General features: G+C 45.6%; 14 protein-coding genes. 10 read left to right on the plus strand and 4 right to left on the minus strand.

Annotated elements, in window-relative coordinates; all coding sequences use genetic code 11:
• Nucleotides 1–126 precede the first annotated feature (126 nt).
• The 3 genes from rarD to pdxK all read right to left on the minus strand — a co-directional run bounded on the left by rarD (nt 127) and on the right by pdxK (nt 2352).
• Nucleotides 127–1095, minus strand: coding sequence for an EamA family transporter RarD (gene rarD / locus M3202_RS08765; protein ID WP_251222970.1), 969 nt, complete (start codon nt 1093–1095; stop codon nt 127–129).
• 101 nt (nt 1096–1196) lie between these two features.
• On the minus strand, nt 1197–1364 hold the full coding sequence (locus M3202_RS08770) for a hypothetical protein (RefSeq protein WP_251222971.1): 168 nt from the start codon (nt 1362–1364) through the stop codon (nt 1197–1199).
• A 178-nt stretch (nt 1365–1542) separates the two neighbouring features.
• The gene (gene pdxK, locus M3202_RS08775) at nt 1543–2352 is read right to left on the minus strand and encodes a pyridoxine/pyridoxal/pyridoxamine kinase (RefSeq protein WP_251222972.1); all 810 of its coding nucleotides are present in this window, start codon (nt 2350–2352) and stop codon (nt 1543–1545) included.
• Between the two features lie 209 nt (nt 2353–2561).
• Here pdxK and M3202_RS08780 point away from each other — a divergent pair, with 209 nt between their 5' ends.
• The 6 genes from M3202_RS08780 (at nt 2562) to M3202_RS08805 (ending at nt 9578) form a co-directional block, all read left to right on the plus strand.
• Nucleotides 2562–4241 (plus strand): methyl-accepting chemotaxis protein, encoded by a 1680-nt coding sequence (locus M3202_RS08780; protein ID WP_251222973.1) that lies wholly within the window; start codon nt 2562–2564, stop codon nt 4239–4241.
• A gap of 287 nt (nt 4242–4528) precedes the next feature.
• A complete protein-coding gene (locus M3202_RS08785) occupies nt 4529–5041 on the plus strand; it encodes a TRAP transporter small permease (RefSeq protein WP_251222974.1) in 513 nt (170 codons plus the stop codon).
• A complete protein-coding gene (locus M3202_RS08790; protein WP_251222975.1) occupies nt 5038–6318 on the plus strand; it encodes a TRAP transporter large permease in 1281 nt (426 codons plus the stop codon). Before M3202_RS08785 ends, M3202_RS08790 begins: the two co-directional genes overlap by 4 nt.
• Before the next feature lie 139 nt (nt 6319–6457).
• Complete coding sequence (locus M3202_RS08795; protein ID WP_251222976.1) at nt 6458–7525, plus strand: TRAP transporter substrate-binding protein; 1068 nt, start codon at nt 6458–6460, stop codon at nt 7523–7525.
• Between the two features lie 92 nt (nt 7526–7617).
• A complete protein-coding gene (locus tag M3202_RS08800) occupies nt 7618–8769 on the plus strand; it encodes a mandelate racemase/muconate lactonizing enzyme family protein (protein ID WP_251222977.1) in 1152 nt (383 codons plus the stop codon).
• 125 nt (nt 8770–8894) lie between these two features.
• On the plus strand, nt 8895–9578 hold the full coding sequence (locus tag M3202_RS08805) for a uracil-DNA glycosylase (RefSeq protein WP_251222978.1): 684 nt from the start codon (nt 8895–8897) through the stop codon (nt 9576–9578).
• Between the two features lie 22 nt (nt 9579–9600).
• On the opposite strand, the gene M3202_RS08810 is transcribed toward M3202_RS08805, so the two are convergent.
• Nucleotides 9601–10470, minus strand: coding sequence for a LysR family transcriptional regulator (locus M3202_RS08810; RefSeq protein ID WP_251222979.1), 870 nt, complete (start codon nt 10468–10470; stop codon nt 9601–9603).
• A gap of 180 nt (nt 10471–10650) precedes the next feature.
• On the opposite strand from M3202_RS08810, the gene M3202_RS08815 reads away from it, so the two are divergent.
• The 4 genes from M3202_RS08815 (at nt 10651) to M3202_RS08830 (ending at nt 15078) form a co-directional block, all read left to right on the plus strand.
• Entirely contained in the window at nt 10651–11268 is a 618-nt protein-coding gene (locus M3202_RS08815) for an RraA family protein (RefSeq protein ID WP_251222980.1), read from the plus strand.
• A gap of 104 nt (nt 11269–11372) precedes the next feature.
• A complete protein-coding gene (locus tag M3202_RS08820; protein ID WP_251222981.1) occupies nt 11373–12527 on the plus strand; it encodes a PrpF domain-containing protein in 1155 nt (384 codons plus the stop codon).
• Nucleotides 12528–12596: 69 nt separating this feature from the next.
• Nucleotides 12597–13862, plus strand: coding sequence for a nickel-dependent lactate racemase family protein (locus M3202_RS08825; RefSeq protein ID WP_251222982.1), 1266 nt, complete (start codon nt 12597–12599; stop codon nt 13860–13862).
• A 73-nt stretch (nt 13863–13935) separates the two neighbouring features.
• Nucleotides 13936–15078: a type 2 periplasmic-binding domain-containing protein gene (locus tag M3202_RS08830; protein ID WP_251222983.1), complete on the plus strand. Its 1143-nt coding sequence runs from the start codon at nt 13936–13938 to the stop codon at nt 15076–15078.
• Nucleotides 15079–15097 lie beyond the last annotated feature (19 nt).

Here is a 15097-nt window from a genome sequence, read left to right on the forward strand (position 1 = left end):
CAAGGGCTCAAGAGCGTACTGGAACGTTATGAAACCCTTCGTCAGACTTAACTGAAACCGCCGTATACGGATCCGTACGTACGGTGGTGTGAGAGGTCGGGGGTTAGTCGCCCCCTCCTACTCGATTTAAAGGGCCTGCTTTCCCCGTTCGATCCCTTCTTTTTTCCGGTGCCCATGCCAAAAAGGAAGATAGCGCCCGAGCTTTTGAAAGAACCCGAGACGGGAAGTTGTAAAAATAAACAATCCGATCCAGATGAAAAGAAAAGCGATAAGCTGCAAAAGATGGAACGGCTCCTTGTATAGAAAAATCCCAAGTATCAGCATCAATGTCGGCGCAATATATTGTAGGAAGCCCATAAGCGATAAAGGAATCCGCCTTGCTCCTGTCGCAAACAACAGCAACGGGATCGCCGTGGCAGCTCCGGCGATAATTAACAGCCACGCTGTTGTAGAATCAACAAAGAAGCTTCTACTTTCGGCAAGCTGTTGATGATAAAAGAAAAGAAATCCTAGCGCAAAAGGGGCAGTAATCAATGTTTCGATCGTTAAGCCAAAAAGCGCCCCAATCTGAACCGTTTTCTTTAATAACCCGTAAATTCCAAATGAACAGGCAAGAATCAGTGAGACCCACGGCACCACCCCGTAAAACAGCGTCAGCATCATCACCCCGATAAAGGCCAGCACGAATGATACGACTTGCCAGCGTGAAATACGCTCCTTCAAAAATAAAATCCCGAGCAGTACGCTTATAAGCGGATTGATATAATAACCGAGACTGGCTTCAATCACGCGGTCATTAGCGACGGCCCAGATATATAAAAACCAGTTGATACTAATAAAAAAAGCAGCGAACGTGATCCCGAAAGCCGACTTTTTGTTCGAAAAAATCACCTTACACTCTTTCCAAAAAGAGGGGAGCTGTTTTCGCGCAAATAAAAGAAGAAGCATTAAAACCAATGACCAAATGATCCGATGGGCCAACACTTCCATCGCCGGAATATGCTCCAGCAGCTTCCAATAAAGTGGAAGAATTCCCCATATCAAATAAGCCGTAATTGTTGCAATGACGCCATTACGGTGAGCATTGTCTTGCATTCTCTCAGATCCTTTCCAAGAATAAAAGGTTTTCGTGATAAATCAATTATCCTGAACATTTATTTCGTGTATAGAAACGTTTGAACATGAGTATACACTACTTAACTTAAATTGGCAAAAGGCAGGCTGATATATGCAGGAGAGCGGGTAGAGGGAATAAAAGCTAAAATGAGAAAGCGGTGAACAAGCGACGGCATCCGGATTTGGAGCACGACGTCGGCCCGCCATCCGACCGGAGCGGAGCGTTCCACCCCGGACAGCGCAGCCACTGACAAACTTCCTTTTTCGTAACTCGAAGAAGAGTTAATGGCTCCGCGCGTTGCGCGCCTTGCTACAAGAAACCGACTCGTAGCAAGGCTTTCAAAGTCGGGCAACGGCTACGCTCATTACTAAAAAGCTGCTAAAAAGTGAAAATCGTACTTTTTAGCAGCTTCGGGGGAAGCGGGCTTATTTTTTTTGGCGGTAGGCGCCATGATCAGTAGGCCCGACGTATTGATTGAGGCGGAATGAATGCTTGATCGCCGCTGTAATAAATTGTTTTGCAGTTTGCAGAGCTTCCTCAACTGGACGGCCTTTAGCGAGCTCTGCTGCAATCGCGGCAGAGTAGGTGCAGCCGGCGCCGTGCGTATAGCTCGTGACGATTGTTTCAGATTCTAATAAGGTAAAATCTTTCCCGTCGTACAGGACATCAACTGCGCGGTCTAATCCGATCTTGCTGCCGCCTTTTACAATGACATATTTTGCGCCAAGTTCATGGATTTTTGCTGCGGCAGTCTTCATGTCATCAAGCGATGTAATCGGTCCGTGGCCGCTTAATTGAGCCGCTTCAAACAAGTTTGGCGTAACAACAAAGGCCTTTGGCACAAGCACATCGCGCAGGCAGGCGTCGGTTTCAGGGTTAAGCGCCTCATCCGCGCCTTTGCACACCATAACAGGATCGACGACGAGCTGCTTTAGCTGATATTGCTCCACTTTTCGCGCGACGAGTTCAATGATCTCGATCGAACCGAGCATCCCCGTTTTGACAGCATCTGTACCAATGCCTGCAAGAACGGTTTCAAGCTGTTTCTCCAAAGTGTGTACCGGCTGTGGGAAGACCTCGTGAAACCAGTCACGGTGAGGATCTTGGGCGACAATTGTGGTCAAAGCGCTCATCCCGTAAACGCCTAATTCCTGAAATGTTTTTAAGTCGGCCTGCAGTCCGGCACCGCCGCTCGTATCTGAACCAGCGATTGTTAATGCTTTCGGCATTGCCATGATGTTCATCCCCTCTTCTTTCATGATTTCTTTATTATACTAAAAGAACCCGCCATATTAAAGTAAGCGGCGATCCGGCAATGGATGAAACAAATTTCCTAGATCTAAAAGTAGATTTTTATCATCTATATAGTGGAAAAATAGAGTATAATGATCTAGAAATATATAACAAAATAGAAAATGATAAAAAGAGAGAAGGAGGAAACATGTTGCGGGGAATTCGTGGGAGAATTTTACTTGGGTTTTTATTTGTTGTGATTTTAATGATCGGCTATGCCGGATACAGTATTTGGAACGTGCAGCAAACGAACCAGGAAATTGCACAGCTGCAGGAGGAAGAAGTACCGCTTCTTATGACAATGGAACGAATGGCATTTAATGTCGCCAATCGTCTGGCCTTGTCGAGAGGGTATTTGCTGATGGGGAATGCTCAATATGTAGAGGAGTTCCAACAGCTGACGGATGAAAGTCGCGAGCTGGAAGAATGGCTGCTGCAAAATACCGAGGATGAAGTTCTTCATCATCTCGTCAGTAAAACGAGGGAATGGCAAACGATTATGGTTGATGAGGTTTTTCCGGCTCAGCAAAATGGAGACGAGGACGAGGCGATGCTGATACTGTTGTCGAGAGGAACTTCCCCGGCGCAACAGCTGATGCGTTCGTTTCAGGAACAGTCTGAATTAAATCGGGATGCCTTGGCGACGAAATTGAATGAAATCAATTCCAAAGGGTCACAGCTGCAAATGACGACCATTTGGATTTCTATAGCTGTGACAGTGCTGAGCATTATGAGCGGGCTTCTTATCGCGAGCATGATTGTCCGGCCGATTAACGTTCTACTCGGTCGCGTCAACATTATTGCCAGCGGCGATTTAACAGGCGAGGAAATTCCGGTAAAGAAAAAGGATGAAATCGGTCAATTGACGATGGCGTTCAACAGTATGCGTGACAATTTACGCGATCTTTTAAGTAAAACGACGAATATGTCCGAACAGGTTGCGGCCACGGCTGAACAATTGTCGGCCAGTTCTCAGGAGACATCGGCTGCGACAAATCAAATTGCCGTGACGATCCAGGAAGTCTCTTCTGCCTCTGAGCAAACGCTTCAGCGCTCGCAGGAAAGCACGCAATCAGCGCTGAAGGTAAACGAAGGTGTTGAGATGATTACAGAAGCGACGACAGGAGTCAGTACATTGGCCGAAGAAGCTTCGCGGGAAGCAAAAGAGGGAGAGGCTTCCATCAGCCGGGCCGTCAGTCAGATTAGCACAATCCGGGAAACGGTCAGCCAGTCAGCTGACTTCATTCAACAACTGGGTGAGCGGTCACATGAGATAGGAAATATACTCGAATTGATCACGTCGATCTCTGAACAGACGAATCTGCTCGCTTTAAATGCCGCAATTGAAGCTGCACGGGCAGGTGAACATGGAAAAGGGTTTGCTGTGGTGGCGGATGAGGTACGTAAATTAGCCGAGGAATCAAGAGCGTCAGCAGAAAAGATTTCGACGATGATTCTTCTCATTCAGGAGGATACGGAACGGGCTGTTGAAGAAATGAATCGCGGTACGGAAGAAGTCGAAGTCGGGACAAAAGTCGTTCATGAGGTAGGGGAATCCTTTACCCGGATTTCAGATGCCGTTGAACGAGTATCGAAAGAAATGTCTCACGTCACGACAGCGACAGAGCAGATTTCGCTGCACACGAATCGTCTGAATGAAGCACTGTCAGAAATGGAAGCGGCATCAGAACAAAATGCCGACGCCTCCCAGGGAGTTGCTGCCAGCACTGAGGAGCAATTGGCTTCAATGGAGGAAATCGCCAGCTCGGCAGAGGCGCTGAATCATTTATCAACAGAGCTGCAGGAAGAGGTTAGCAAATTTAAAATATAATAAAGAGAGAAAAGAACAGGATGCGAAAAAGGAGAGCAGAATGCCCCTTTCGCATCCTATTTTCAATAAATTAAAAAATTCCGAGTTTTCGAAATAAAAAATATTTTTTATTTTAACAGCTCTATTGACAAAAAATTCGAAAACAATGTTGACATTTGAAAGTGCTTTCAATAACATAATAATTATAAAAGAATAATTAGAAACATTGAACCATATAAATGAAACTTTGTTTTGTAATATAAAACAAATCAGCTTTTTGAAAAAATGTAAAAAGTAAGGGGGATATTATGCAAAAGTTACTGCGGATTTTAAATGGCATTTTGACAGCAACAATTACCATTTTTCTCACGTCAATGGTGTTTCTCGTGTTTATGAATGTAGTGCTCCGATATGTATTTGAATCAGGCATTACATGGTCTGAGGAAATGGCGCGGTATTTGTTTGTATGGATTGTGTTCTTAGGTGCGATTGCCGCATTTAAGGATCGCTCTCATTTGGGTGTTGATATAGTAATAGGTTCATTGCCTCCGAAAGCGCAAAAAGCCCTTTATATGTTTAACCAAATCGTCATTATCGGTTTGATGGGTATTGTGATTAACGGTGGCGTGAAGATGATACAAGTAAACAGTAACAGCTACGGGCCGGCGACCGGAATTCCTCTATCTGTGCTCTTTGTCGCCGCCACGTTGGCAGCAGTGGTAATTATTTTAATGAGTCTCATCCAAACGTTCCAATATGTAGTAAAGAATAAAAATTTACCTTCCTGGGCTAAAGCGAGAGAGGAGGAGAAACCGTTATGATTTGGGTGTTTTTAGGCGTATTATTTTTCTTCCTCTTCCTAGGGTTGCCTGTTGTTTTTTCAATGCTTATGAGTGCGGTTGCCATGATGCTTGTCATGGGGATTTTTGATTCTCAGGTCGTAGCGCAACAGCTCGTAAATGGAGCGAACAGCTTCCCGTTGATGGCGATTCCATTCTTTATTCTTGCTGGTGAAATTATGAACGCCGGTGGTATTTCAAAACGAGTCGTTCATTTCGCGACAACACTTGTCGGACATATCCGCGGTGGTCTCGGGTATGTAACGATCCTGGCGGGTGTGATGTTTGCCGGGTTATCAGGTTCAGCGGTAGCTGATACAGCCGCGCTTGGGGCGATTTTGATCCCGATGATGGTTGCCCGCGGTTACAATGTCAACCGGGCATCAGGACTTGTCGCATCCTCGGGGATTATCGCGCCGATCATCCCGCCGAGTATTCCTCTAATCATGTTTGGTGTTATTGGTGGCGTTTCCATTACCCAATTATTTATGGGCGGGATCGTACCGGGTATTTTATTTGCTGTAGGGCTGATGGTCGCCTGGTACTTTGTCGCCAAGCGTGGAAACTATGAAACGATGGAAAAAGCGACCGCTAAAGAAAGATTGAGAGCTTTTGGTCAGGCGATCTGGGCGCTATTCTTACCTTTTATCATTATCGTCGGTTTAAGGGGCGGGATTTTCACGCCAACTGAGGCAGCTGTTATTGCCTGTGTGTATGCGCTTTTAATCAGCTTGACTGTATATCGCGGAGATCTGAAAATCAGACAGCTTCCTGAGGTTCTCGTTGCTTCGGCGAAAACAACTGGTGTTGTTATGTTCCTCGCCGCCGCCGCAATTGTGACATCATGGGTCATTACCGTCGCTCAAGTGCCGGCTGAGCTGGCGACGATGCTAAGCGGTATTACAGAAAGTCCACTTGTGCTGCTGCTTATCTTAATGGTGTTCTTGCTGTTAGTCGGAGTGGTCATGGATATGACACCAGCAATTCTTATCTTCACTCCGGTCTTGCTGCCTGTCGTTACGGCAGCGGGGATTGATCCGGTATACTTCGGGATTTTAATGATTATTAACCTTTGTATCGGCTTAATCACTCCGCCGGTCGGAACGGTGCTTTATGTCGCGTGTGGGATTAGCCGCATTAGTATTATTGACATTACGAAAGGAATCTGGCCTTTCCTGCTTGTCCAGATCCTGGTGTTATTCCTGCTAGTCCTGTTCCCGCAAATCATTCTCGTTCCGCTGGAATGGCTCACGAAGTAGTGTAACGTTTCACCGAGTTGTCTCAAAAGGTCGGCTAAACAGCCTTTTGAGACAACTCTCACGAGGAAAGTGACTTTTTGTTTAGAAGGTTAGTAAGCCAATGGCTGCTATAGATAATACATTTAAGGAGGAGACAAAGATGAAAAAGAGTCAATTACTGAACCGTTTTTTAGGAATAACGATGGCAAGTGTCCTTTTCCTCACTGCTTGTGGTGGTGGAGACGAGGCATCCACTGATGGTGGTGGAGAGGCAAATGGCGGAGGCGAAGGAGCTGCGACTGAAGAGTCACATACGATTAAAATTGCTCACTACTTCGCAGAAGACCACCCGCAAAATATCGCCTTACAAGAAGTATTTAAGCCAACGGTTGAAGAAAACTCAGGCGGCAGCCTAACAGTTGAAATTTATCCGAACAGTCAGCTTGGTGCAGAGCAGGAGTTCTATGATGGGGTTCGTAACGGGACAATCGAAATGGGGATTCCTGGTATGATCATGCAGTCCTCAGTCGAAAAGCTTGCAGTCGGAGAATGGCCATTCCTATTTGAAGATTACGAGCACGTGAAAAACGTATTAAACGGACCAATTGGTGATGAACTAATGGCTGATCTTGAAGAAATCCATGGGGTGAAGCCTTTAGCCTGGAGTGCAAACGGTTTCAGAATGGTGTCGAGCGATAAGCTGATTGATAGCATGGATGACTTCAGCGGCTTCCGGATGCGTACACCAAACATTCCAAACTACATTGAAATGTGGGAATTGCTTGGAACAAATGTAACTCCGCTTGCTATTTCTGAGGTGTTCACCGGACTTGAGCAAGGCGTTATTAATGGCCAGGAAAACCCTGTCGCTACAGTGCGTGCATCAGGCTGGTATGAGGTACAGTCGAATGTCCTTGAATCAAACCATATGTTCAGCCCGAACCTTTATATCATCAACTCTAATTTCTGGAACTCTCTAAGCCCGGAACAACAGCAGGTGATCCAGGATGCATCGCTCGAGTCAGCGGCGTATGAATTTGAATTAATGGAAAACAGCTATGAAGAAGACCGTGCGTATTTAGAGGAGCACGGTGTCGAATTCACGACTCCGTCTGATGAATTCAGACAGCAAATGATCGACGCTGTTCAGCCAATGTATGATTCATTCTTCGAACAGTATGACTGGGCAGAAGACATTGTCGAGAGAATTCAAGCAGAAGCCCAATAATTAAATATGACAGAGTAGGAGATGCCTGATGAAACGACTGCAGGCATCTCTTTTTTGGAATTATGCCAAATGAGGAAAAGAAGGTGGGAGTTATGAAAGTAACCAATTTAACAGTTCACGTATTGCAGGTGCCCTTGGAAACGCCCTTTGCTTTCTCGCAAGGATGGGTCAGGCAGCGGAGCACTGTACTAGTTGAAATCGAAACCGATGAAGGAATAACCGGCTGGGGAGAATCATTATGTCACGGTTTGCAGCCGCCTGAGGTAGCGGCGGCGATTATCGAGCACAGCCTGGCACCGCTTGTCATTGGACAGGATCCGTTTGATGTTGAAGTCATCTGGGATAAGCTTTTTACCTTTACTCGTCCTTATCACGGTGGAGCTGTAATTAACGCGATGAGTGCTGTCGACATTGCTCTATGGGATATTGTCGGAAAAGCGGTCAATAAGCCGGTGCATAAATTATTAGGAGGAGCTTACCGGACAGAAATAATGCCGTATGCTACCGGATTCTATCGTGAGGAAACGAAACAGTACCCTGAAGCGGCGATTGAGGAAGCGCAGCGTCATATTGAAAAAGGATTTAGGGCAATGAAGCTCAAAACGGGCTTCGGGATGAAAGTGGACGTTGACTATATTACAGCTGTTCGTCAAGCTGTCGGCGCCGAGATTCTTCTAATGGCGGATGCCAATTGTGCCTATAATGCGGCAACAGCGAGACGCATTTTGTTTGAGCTAGCTGAGGCGGACGCTGATCTTTACTGGTTCGAGGAACCGCTTGATCCCGAGGATATTGGCGGCTACAAAGAGCTGAAGGGACTGACTTCCACCTTTATTGCCTCCGGTGAAAATCAGTTTGGCCCAATCGGGTTTCGTGATTGGGTCGCAAACCGCGCCCTCGACGTCTTACAGCCGGATTTATGCTCCTCGGGAGGGTTTACCGCCTGTAAACGGATCGCCGTATTAGCGTCAACATGGAATACGATGCTAAACCCCCACGTATGGGGTTCTGGAGTAGGACTGGCTGCTTCCCTGCAATATTTGGCAACAATTCCACCGGCCCGGCTGGCGCTGAAACCGGTCGAACCGATGCTAGAGTACGATCAGTCCTCTCATCCTTTCCGCTCGGAGCTGATTTTTGATCAAATTTCAATGAATGAACAGGGAATGGTCAAGATCCCGTCTCAACCAGGCATCGGGGTTGAGATTAACCGTCAAGTGATTAACAAGTATAAACAAAATTGACCGAGGCAAGGTTGCCCCTATATTTTGATCTCAAACGTTGGCTTCTGTTCCGGCCTTTATTTTAGTAAAAACAAAGGAGTTTATTTTCTGGTAAACTAGGAGAAACGGCAGGAAAGGAGTCTAGTATGAGCATTTTAAAAAATGAATGGAATGAGATAATAGGTGATGAATTTTCCAAGGCTTATTATCAAAGATTACGGGATTTCTTAAAAGAGGAATATAAGACACGGGTGATTTATCCGTCGATGTATGACTTGTTCAATGCTTTGCACTATACCGATTATTCGGAAACGAAAGTGGTGATTCTTGGCCAGGATCCTTACCATGGCCCGAATCAGGCTCACGGGCTCAGCTTTTCGGTCAAGCCCGGTGTTAAGGTTCCGCCATCGCTGCAAAATATGTATAAAGAATTACATGCTGATCTTGGTTGCCGGATTCCGGATCACGGCTATTTAGTTCCTTGGGCCAAGCAGGGCGTCCTGCTTTTAAACACGGTGCTGACTGTCAGAAAGGGAGAGGCGGGATCGCATCGCGGCAAAGGATGGGAACAATTTACCGACGCTGTAATAAAGGCGCTTAATGAACGGGAACGACCGGTTATCTTTGTACTGTGGGGCCGTCACGCCCAGGAGAAGAAAGCACTGATTACGAATTCCCGCCATTATATTCTCGAAGCTCCTCACCCAAGTCCATTCTCCGCGAACAAAGGATTTTTCGGTAGCCGGCCGTTCTCAAAGATCAATCATTTGCTGGAGAAGATGGGTGAAGAAGGGATCGATTGGCAGCTGCCGCAAACCGTTTCAGAATAAGGGAAGGCGGAGTTAGCTGGAGTCATAAATGGCGCACATCTAACTCCGCAACGAATTCAACGAAAGCATTGACAATGTTAAGTTGTAAGGTGTCATCTTTAACGATCATCCAAGTTTTGCGAATAACGGGTTTGCCATCTTTATCGAGCAGATCCATTTTATAAAGGTCCTGCCGGTCATCAAGGATCGCGCTTGGAAAAATTCCGTAGCCTAATCCGTGAATGACCATCTCCTTGCATGTATCTACCTTATCGACCTCCATCCCGATAAGGGGAGGCTGAGAGTAATTTTCCCTCCACCAGTTATCAATTGTCGTTTTTAATAATGGTTCGGTCTGATAATTGACTCTCGCCAACGACGGCAGATTTTCCATCGAGATATTCCTCTGTGAAGCGACGCAAATCGTTTCTTCAAATAATAAATGCTTGCTTTCATGCCACGTATAATCCCCTCTGACAAAGCCGATGTGGACATCATTGTTACTCACTAGCTGAAAGACATCTTTGCTGCGGCCAGCAATCACTTGAAACTCCACATCCGGATAAAGATTGTGAAACAGCTTTAACAGGCGCGGAAGTTTGTATCTAGTGAAAATGTGGGAAACAGCGATTCGTAATGTTCCGGTGACATCCTTGCCAATATTCTTTACATCCTCTTTAATCAGCCTGATTTTTAACAGCATTTCATCTGCCGTTTTGGCCAGATATTCTCCTTCTGATGTGAAATGAACCCCTCTTCTTCCACGATGAATTAATTGGACACCGAATTCCTTTTCTATTTGCTGAATCCGGTTTGTTAAAGCAGGCTGGGAGATAAATAACTGGTTAGCCGCTTTTGTAATGTTTTTCGTTTGAAAAAGTACCTTTATAATTTGCCAGTCCTGATCCCTCACGAACTCTCCCCCCCATTGCTTCTATCTCTTTCTTCTATTATACCTGGACTTTACTAATCTGACATAACCAAAATCTATCAATATTTATAAGAATGTTATATTTTACTTATTTCTCAAGCTCGATAAAATGAACATAAGTCAAAGCAAATGTTTGAATTTTGGAAAAAGGGGTGGAAGTGAATGGAGACTGACGGATTTCAACGAATCCCGACAACGGCGGTGGCCGATGCTTTGCAAGGGCTGAATACAATGGATACGTCAATAAAGCCATTGAAGCCGGAAAGCTATGTGTATGGGAAAGCCTTAACTGTTAAACTAGCTGATGCTGATAATTTTCTGCTTTTGCAAGCAATTAGCCAAGCGAAAGGAGGCGAAGTCCTGGTCGTCGATGGGAGAGGTGACCAGCATCATGCTGTGGCGGGAGATTTTGTCGTGGCGATGGCCAAAACAATGGGACTGCGTGGAGTGGTAGCTGATGGCGTAATTCGCGATATTCAAGCGATCAACCGTCTGGAGTTTCCCGTATTCTGCAAAGGCTCGACAATAGCAGCGAGTCAGAAACATGGACGAGGAGAGACCAATGTGCCTATCTCATGCGGAGGGGTTGCTGTACGACCGGGTGACATTGTCGTTGGTGATGCAGATGGGGTTATCATCATTCCACAGGAAGTGGAAGAGCAGACGGTAAACGCCGCGAAGCAAAAGATTGTAGCCGATGAAAAGCGCTACGAGAGCATTGTTGGAAATGTTGAAGCTGTTAAAAATTATATTAACAGTTTAACGAATAGCCATAAGTAAAGGTTATCGATTTAGATAGAATTAATATATTTTACTGATTTCTAAGCCTTTATTATAGTAATAATACAGAAAATTTAAGCGATTCCTAAGCAGGGGGTGAGCCTATGACGCAATTTTCAATACCTTGCTCTGTGTACAGAGGGGGGACGAGTCGGGGGCTGTTTTTTCATAAGCGGGATTTGCCCGGCGACATGGAAAAAATGAACAGGATTTTCCTTTCGGGAATAGATGCATATAATCTTTCACAAATTGATGGCCTTGGTAGCGGTACCTCCCATACGAGCAAGGTCGTCGTTATTGCACCTTCATCAGCAGCAGAGGTGGATATTGATTATACTTTTTTTCAAATCGGGATCGGCCGGGAAGTCGTGGATGATAACGGAACGTGCGGAAACCTGATGGCAGCGGTAGGAGCCTTTGCTGTCAATGAAAAGCTTATATCAGTATCAGATCATCAGCAGCATGCCGATGTCGTCGTTTATAACACGAATATGAAAAAGAAAATCGGGATTCGTGTACCTGTACAAAATGGTGAGGCGAAAGTAAATGGCGATTTTCTGATGCCGGGGCTTGTCAATGAAGGAGCCGCTTATCAAGTGAATATTCTCACGCCAGGCGGCGGAAAGACAGGGCGGACATTGCCGTTGGGAGAAATCTTTACAATGGAGAAGCCGAACTGGGAAAAGTCATACGAGCTGACGTTTGTCGATGCAGTTAACCCATTTATTTATGTGCGCAGTGAGGATTTAGGGATAAGAGGAACGGAAAACAATCAAGAGCTATCAGCAGACACGAATGTAATGGAGCGTTTAGAAGCGATTAGAAGTGAAGCTGCTGTTCAAAGTGGAATGGTCGCCACAGTGGAGGAAGCAAGACAAAAAAGCCCGGCAGTGCCGAAAATCGCCTTCGTCGCCGAACCACATGATTATTTTACAGCAGCAAAAAAGCGGATTAAGCGAGAAGACGTGGATATCGTTGCGCGAATGATCTCGATGGAACGAGTACACCGGACGTTTGCTGGAAGCGGCCTTCTTAATTTAGCAGCCGCCGTATTGCTCCCGGGCACGTTGCCAAATCGGCTTTCTCGCTTTTATCAGCGAGCGGAGAAAGGGGAGAAAATCATTCGTATCGGTCACGCAGAAGGCATCGTGGAGGTACGGGCCGCCCTGACAGAAGACTTAACGGATATCGCTTATGTTGGATTAACCCGCACAGCCAGGAAAATTATGAAAGGTGAGTTGTTTATTCCAGTAAAATGAAAACGTTGCCATTAATTGAGAAATAGAGCTGAAAGGTGCTGAAAGCACGTCGAGGAAAGGTGAACAAATATGGATAAGATAGAGATTCCTTATGGAGAGAAACAGAAACAAATCGAAAAACCGGAGAATTCGAGGGTGTTATTACCAATTGATATGCCGCCGTTGCCGAACCCGCGCGCGGAAATGGCGAGGAAGTTAAAACATCCGACAGGAAGTCCCTCCTTGAGAGAAATATGTATGGGGAAAGAATCGATTGTAATTGTCATCAATGATATTACAAGGCCGAGTCCGACAGACTTATTCGTTGAAGAAATGCTGAAGGAGATTGAAAAAGCCGGGATTACAGATGATCAAGTGACGTTAGTTGTTGCTTTAGGAAATCATCGGCCGAATACTGAAGAAGAATTAAAAAGGATGGTTGGTGAAAAGGTCCACAGCCGGGTGAAAATCATTAATCATGATTGCTATGATGAAAAGAATCTGGTTCATCTCGGCTTTACGAAAAGAGGCTTGCCGATTATTGTCAATCGGTACGTGGCCGAGGCATCTGTCCGGATCTTAACGGGAATTATTACTCCGCATCAATCGGCTGGTTACAGTGGAGGAAGAAAAAGCATAATGCCTGGAGTGGCCGGAATTGAGGCGCTGACAAAGCATCATTCCTTTCCGATAAGATCCTATCATCCGATTCTTGGACAAATGATCGATAATCCATTTCATGATGAAGCGCTTGAAGCGGCCAAGCGGGTCGGCGTCGATTTTATTTTGAATGTAGTGAAGAACAGTAAGAAAGAGATTGTCTCTGTGGTCGCAGGAGATTTGGAGCAGGCTCACGCTGAAGGGGTAAGCATTTGTGATAAAAGCTGGAAGGTGAAAGTGGATCGTTATTATGACATTGTCATTACCAGTCCGGGAGGCTACCCAAAGGATTTCGATCTTCATCAGGCGCAAAAAGCGCTGTCGGCGGCAGAGGTCGTCACAAAAAAAGGAGGCGTCATTATCCTCGTGGCAGAATGCCGTGACGGAGTGGGCAAGTATGCGAAATGGCTGGTGGAAGCCAGCGACCCTCAGGAAGTGATTGATACATTTGAAAGAGTTGGTTTTACTCCCGATCACTCTTCGAAGGCTTTTATGCTGGCAAGAGCGCTTAAGAATCATCATGTTATTCTTGTCGATCCGCAAATCGATCCTGCTTTAGTTGAAGATATGTTTTTTATTTATGCTTCAACACTAGAGGAAGCCTTGAATAAGGGCTATCATATAATGGGTGATGCAGCAGAGACTCTATTTATTCCCCATGCGATTGATTGCATTCCGGAGGTCAACCTCCAATAAATGTAAGCGCATACGATTTGGATGGAGCGCGTTGTTTTACAAAATAGGAAAGTTTTTAAGGAGGAATTATTGTATGAAGTCTAAGAAAATGAAAAATTGGTTTGTTGTCATGATTGTAAGTTTATTGTTTTTAGCAGCCTGTAATTCGTCCTCTTCCTCAGAAAATGGAAGTGGAAGTGAGACAGGCAGTGGGGATGGAGCATTTTACGATGGGGAGACGTTAGAAGTTATTGTACCATTTAGTGCGGGAGGCGGAACAGATACGCTGTTTAGATATTTGGCCCAGTATATGAAGGAGCACACGGAAGGGAATCCTGCCCTTCAAGTGGTGAATATTGAAGGAGGAGGAAGTATAAACGGCGCCAATGAATATGTCGATTTACGCGAGCCAGATGGATTAACCGCTTTAGCTACAAGCGCTTCGACGAAGATCCCGTTCTTAATTGGTCAGGAAGCGGTTCGTTACGATTTGAGAGAACTTAAGCCAATCATTGGCACGCCAAACGGGGTAGTTCTGTACACCTCCCCTGATACAGGATTAACAGAAGGAAAGGATTTACTGGATACAGATCAGGAATTAATTCTCGGAGCAACCTCTCCTACAGGCATCGACGTCATGACCTTACTTGCCTTGGAAGTATTGGGAGTGAAGGATAACATTCAGATCATTTTCGGCTATGAAGGAGCAGGCGCGTCACGGATCGCCTTTGAACAAGGAGAAACAAATCTCGACTATCAAAGTGGAACGGCCTATCAAAGTGATGTTAAGCCAATGGTAGAAGCCGGGCAAGCGATCCCGCTCTTTACCTACGGTTTTACCGGAAGTGATGGTGATATTGTTAGTGATCCTGCTTTTCCGGAAATTCCGACAGTAAAAGATGTCTATATTGATATGTATGGGGAAGAGCCTTCCGGCGAAGCGTGGGAAGCCTATAAAGCATTTGTCGGTATCGTCAATAACTTGCATAAATCACTTTGGCTTCATGCTGATGCCCCGCCTGAAGCAGTCGCTGCTTTACAGGAAGGTGCAGCAGGTGCTGTAGCAGACGAGCAGTTTATAGAAGAGGGCGCTGAAATTCTTGGTGGGTATGATCCGTTGGTTGGAGAAGATCTGGAGTCAGCGATTAGTGCACTGACGAGTATTAATGAAGAAACATTAGCGTGGGTAAGAAATTACTTGCGTGAGGAATATGACGTAACCGGTTTAATTGATTAAGAGATAGTGGGTGAATGCT

The sequence above is a fragment of the Halalkalibacter oceani genome, assembly GCF_023715605.1.
GTDB classification, from domain to species: Bacteria; Bacillota; Bacilli; order Bacillales; family Bacillaceae_D; genus Halalkalibacter; species Halalkalibacter oceani.

What these genes read in the sequence shown, in the direction of transcription:
- M3202_RS08790 (WP_251222975.1), top strand. Translation starts at nt 5,038, where the DNA reads ATGATTTGGGTGTTTTTAGGCGTATTATTTTTCTTCCTCTTCCTAGGG.
- M3202_RS08830 (WP_251222983.1), top strand. Translation starts at nt 13,936, where the DNA reads ATGAAGTCTAAGAAAATGAAAAATTGGTTTGTTGTCATGATTGTAAGT.
- rarD (WP_251222970.1), bottom strand. Translation starts at nt 1,095, where the DNA reads ATGCAAGACAATGCTCACCGTAATGGCGTCATTGCAACAATTACGGCT.
- M3202_RS08795 (WP_251222976.1), top strand. Translation starts at nt 6,458, where the DNA reads ATGAAAAAGAGTCAATTACTGAACCGTTTTTTAGGAATAACGATGGCA.
- M3202_RS08825 (WP_251222982.1), top strand. Translation starts at nt 12,597, where the DNA reads ATGGATAAGATAGAGATTCCTTATGGAGAGAAACAGAAACAAATCGAA.
- M3202_RS08785 (WP_251222974.1), top strand. Translation starts at nt 4,529, where the DNA reads ATGCAAAAGTTACTGCGGATTTTAAATGGCATTTTGACAGCAACAATT.
- M3202_RS08820 (WP_251222981.1), top strand. Translation starts at nt 11,373, where the DNA reads ATGACGCAATTTTCAATACCTTGCTCTGTGTACAGAGGGGGGACGAGT.
- M3202_RS08800 (WP_251222977.1), top strand. Translation starts at nt 7,618, where the DNA reads ATGAAAGTAACCAATTTAACAGTTCACGTATTGCAGGTGCCCTTGGAA.
- M3202_RS08815 (WP_251222980.1), top strand. Translation starts at nt 10,651, where the DNA reads ATGGAGACTGACGGATTTCAACGAATCCCGACAACGGCGGTGGCCGAT.
- M3202_RS08805 (WP_251222978.1), top strand. Translation starts at nt 8,895, where the DNA reads ATGAGCATTTTAAAAAATGAATGGAATGAGATAATAGGTGATGAATTT.
- pdxK (WP_251222972.1), bottom strand. Translation starts at nt 2,352, where the DNA reads ATGGCAATGCCGAAAGCATTAACAATCGCTGGTTCAGATACGAGCGGC.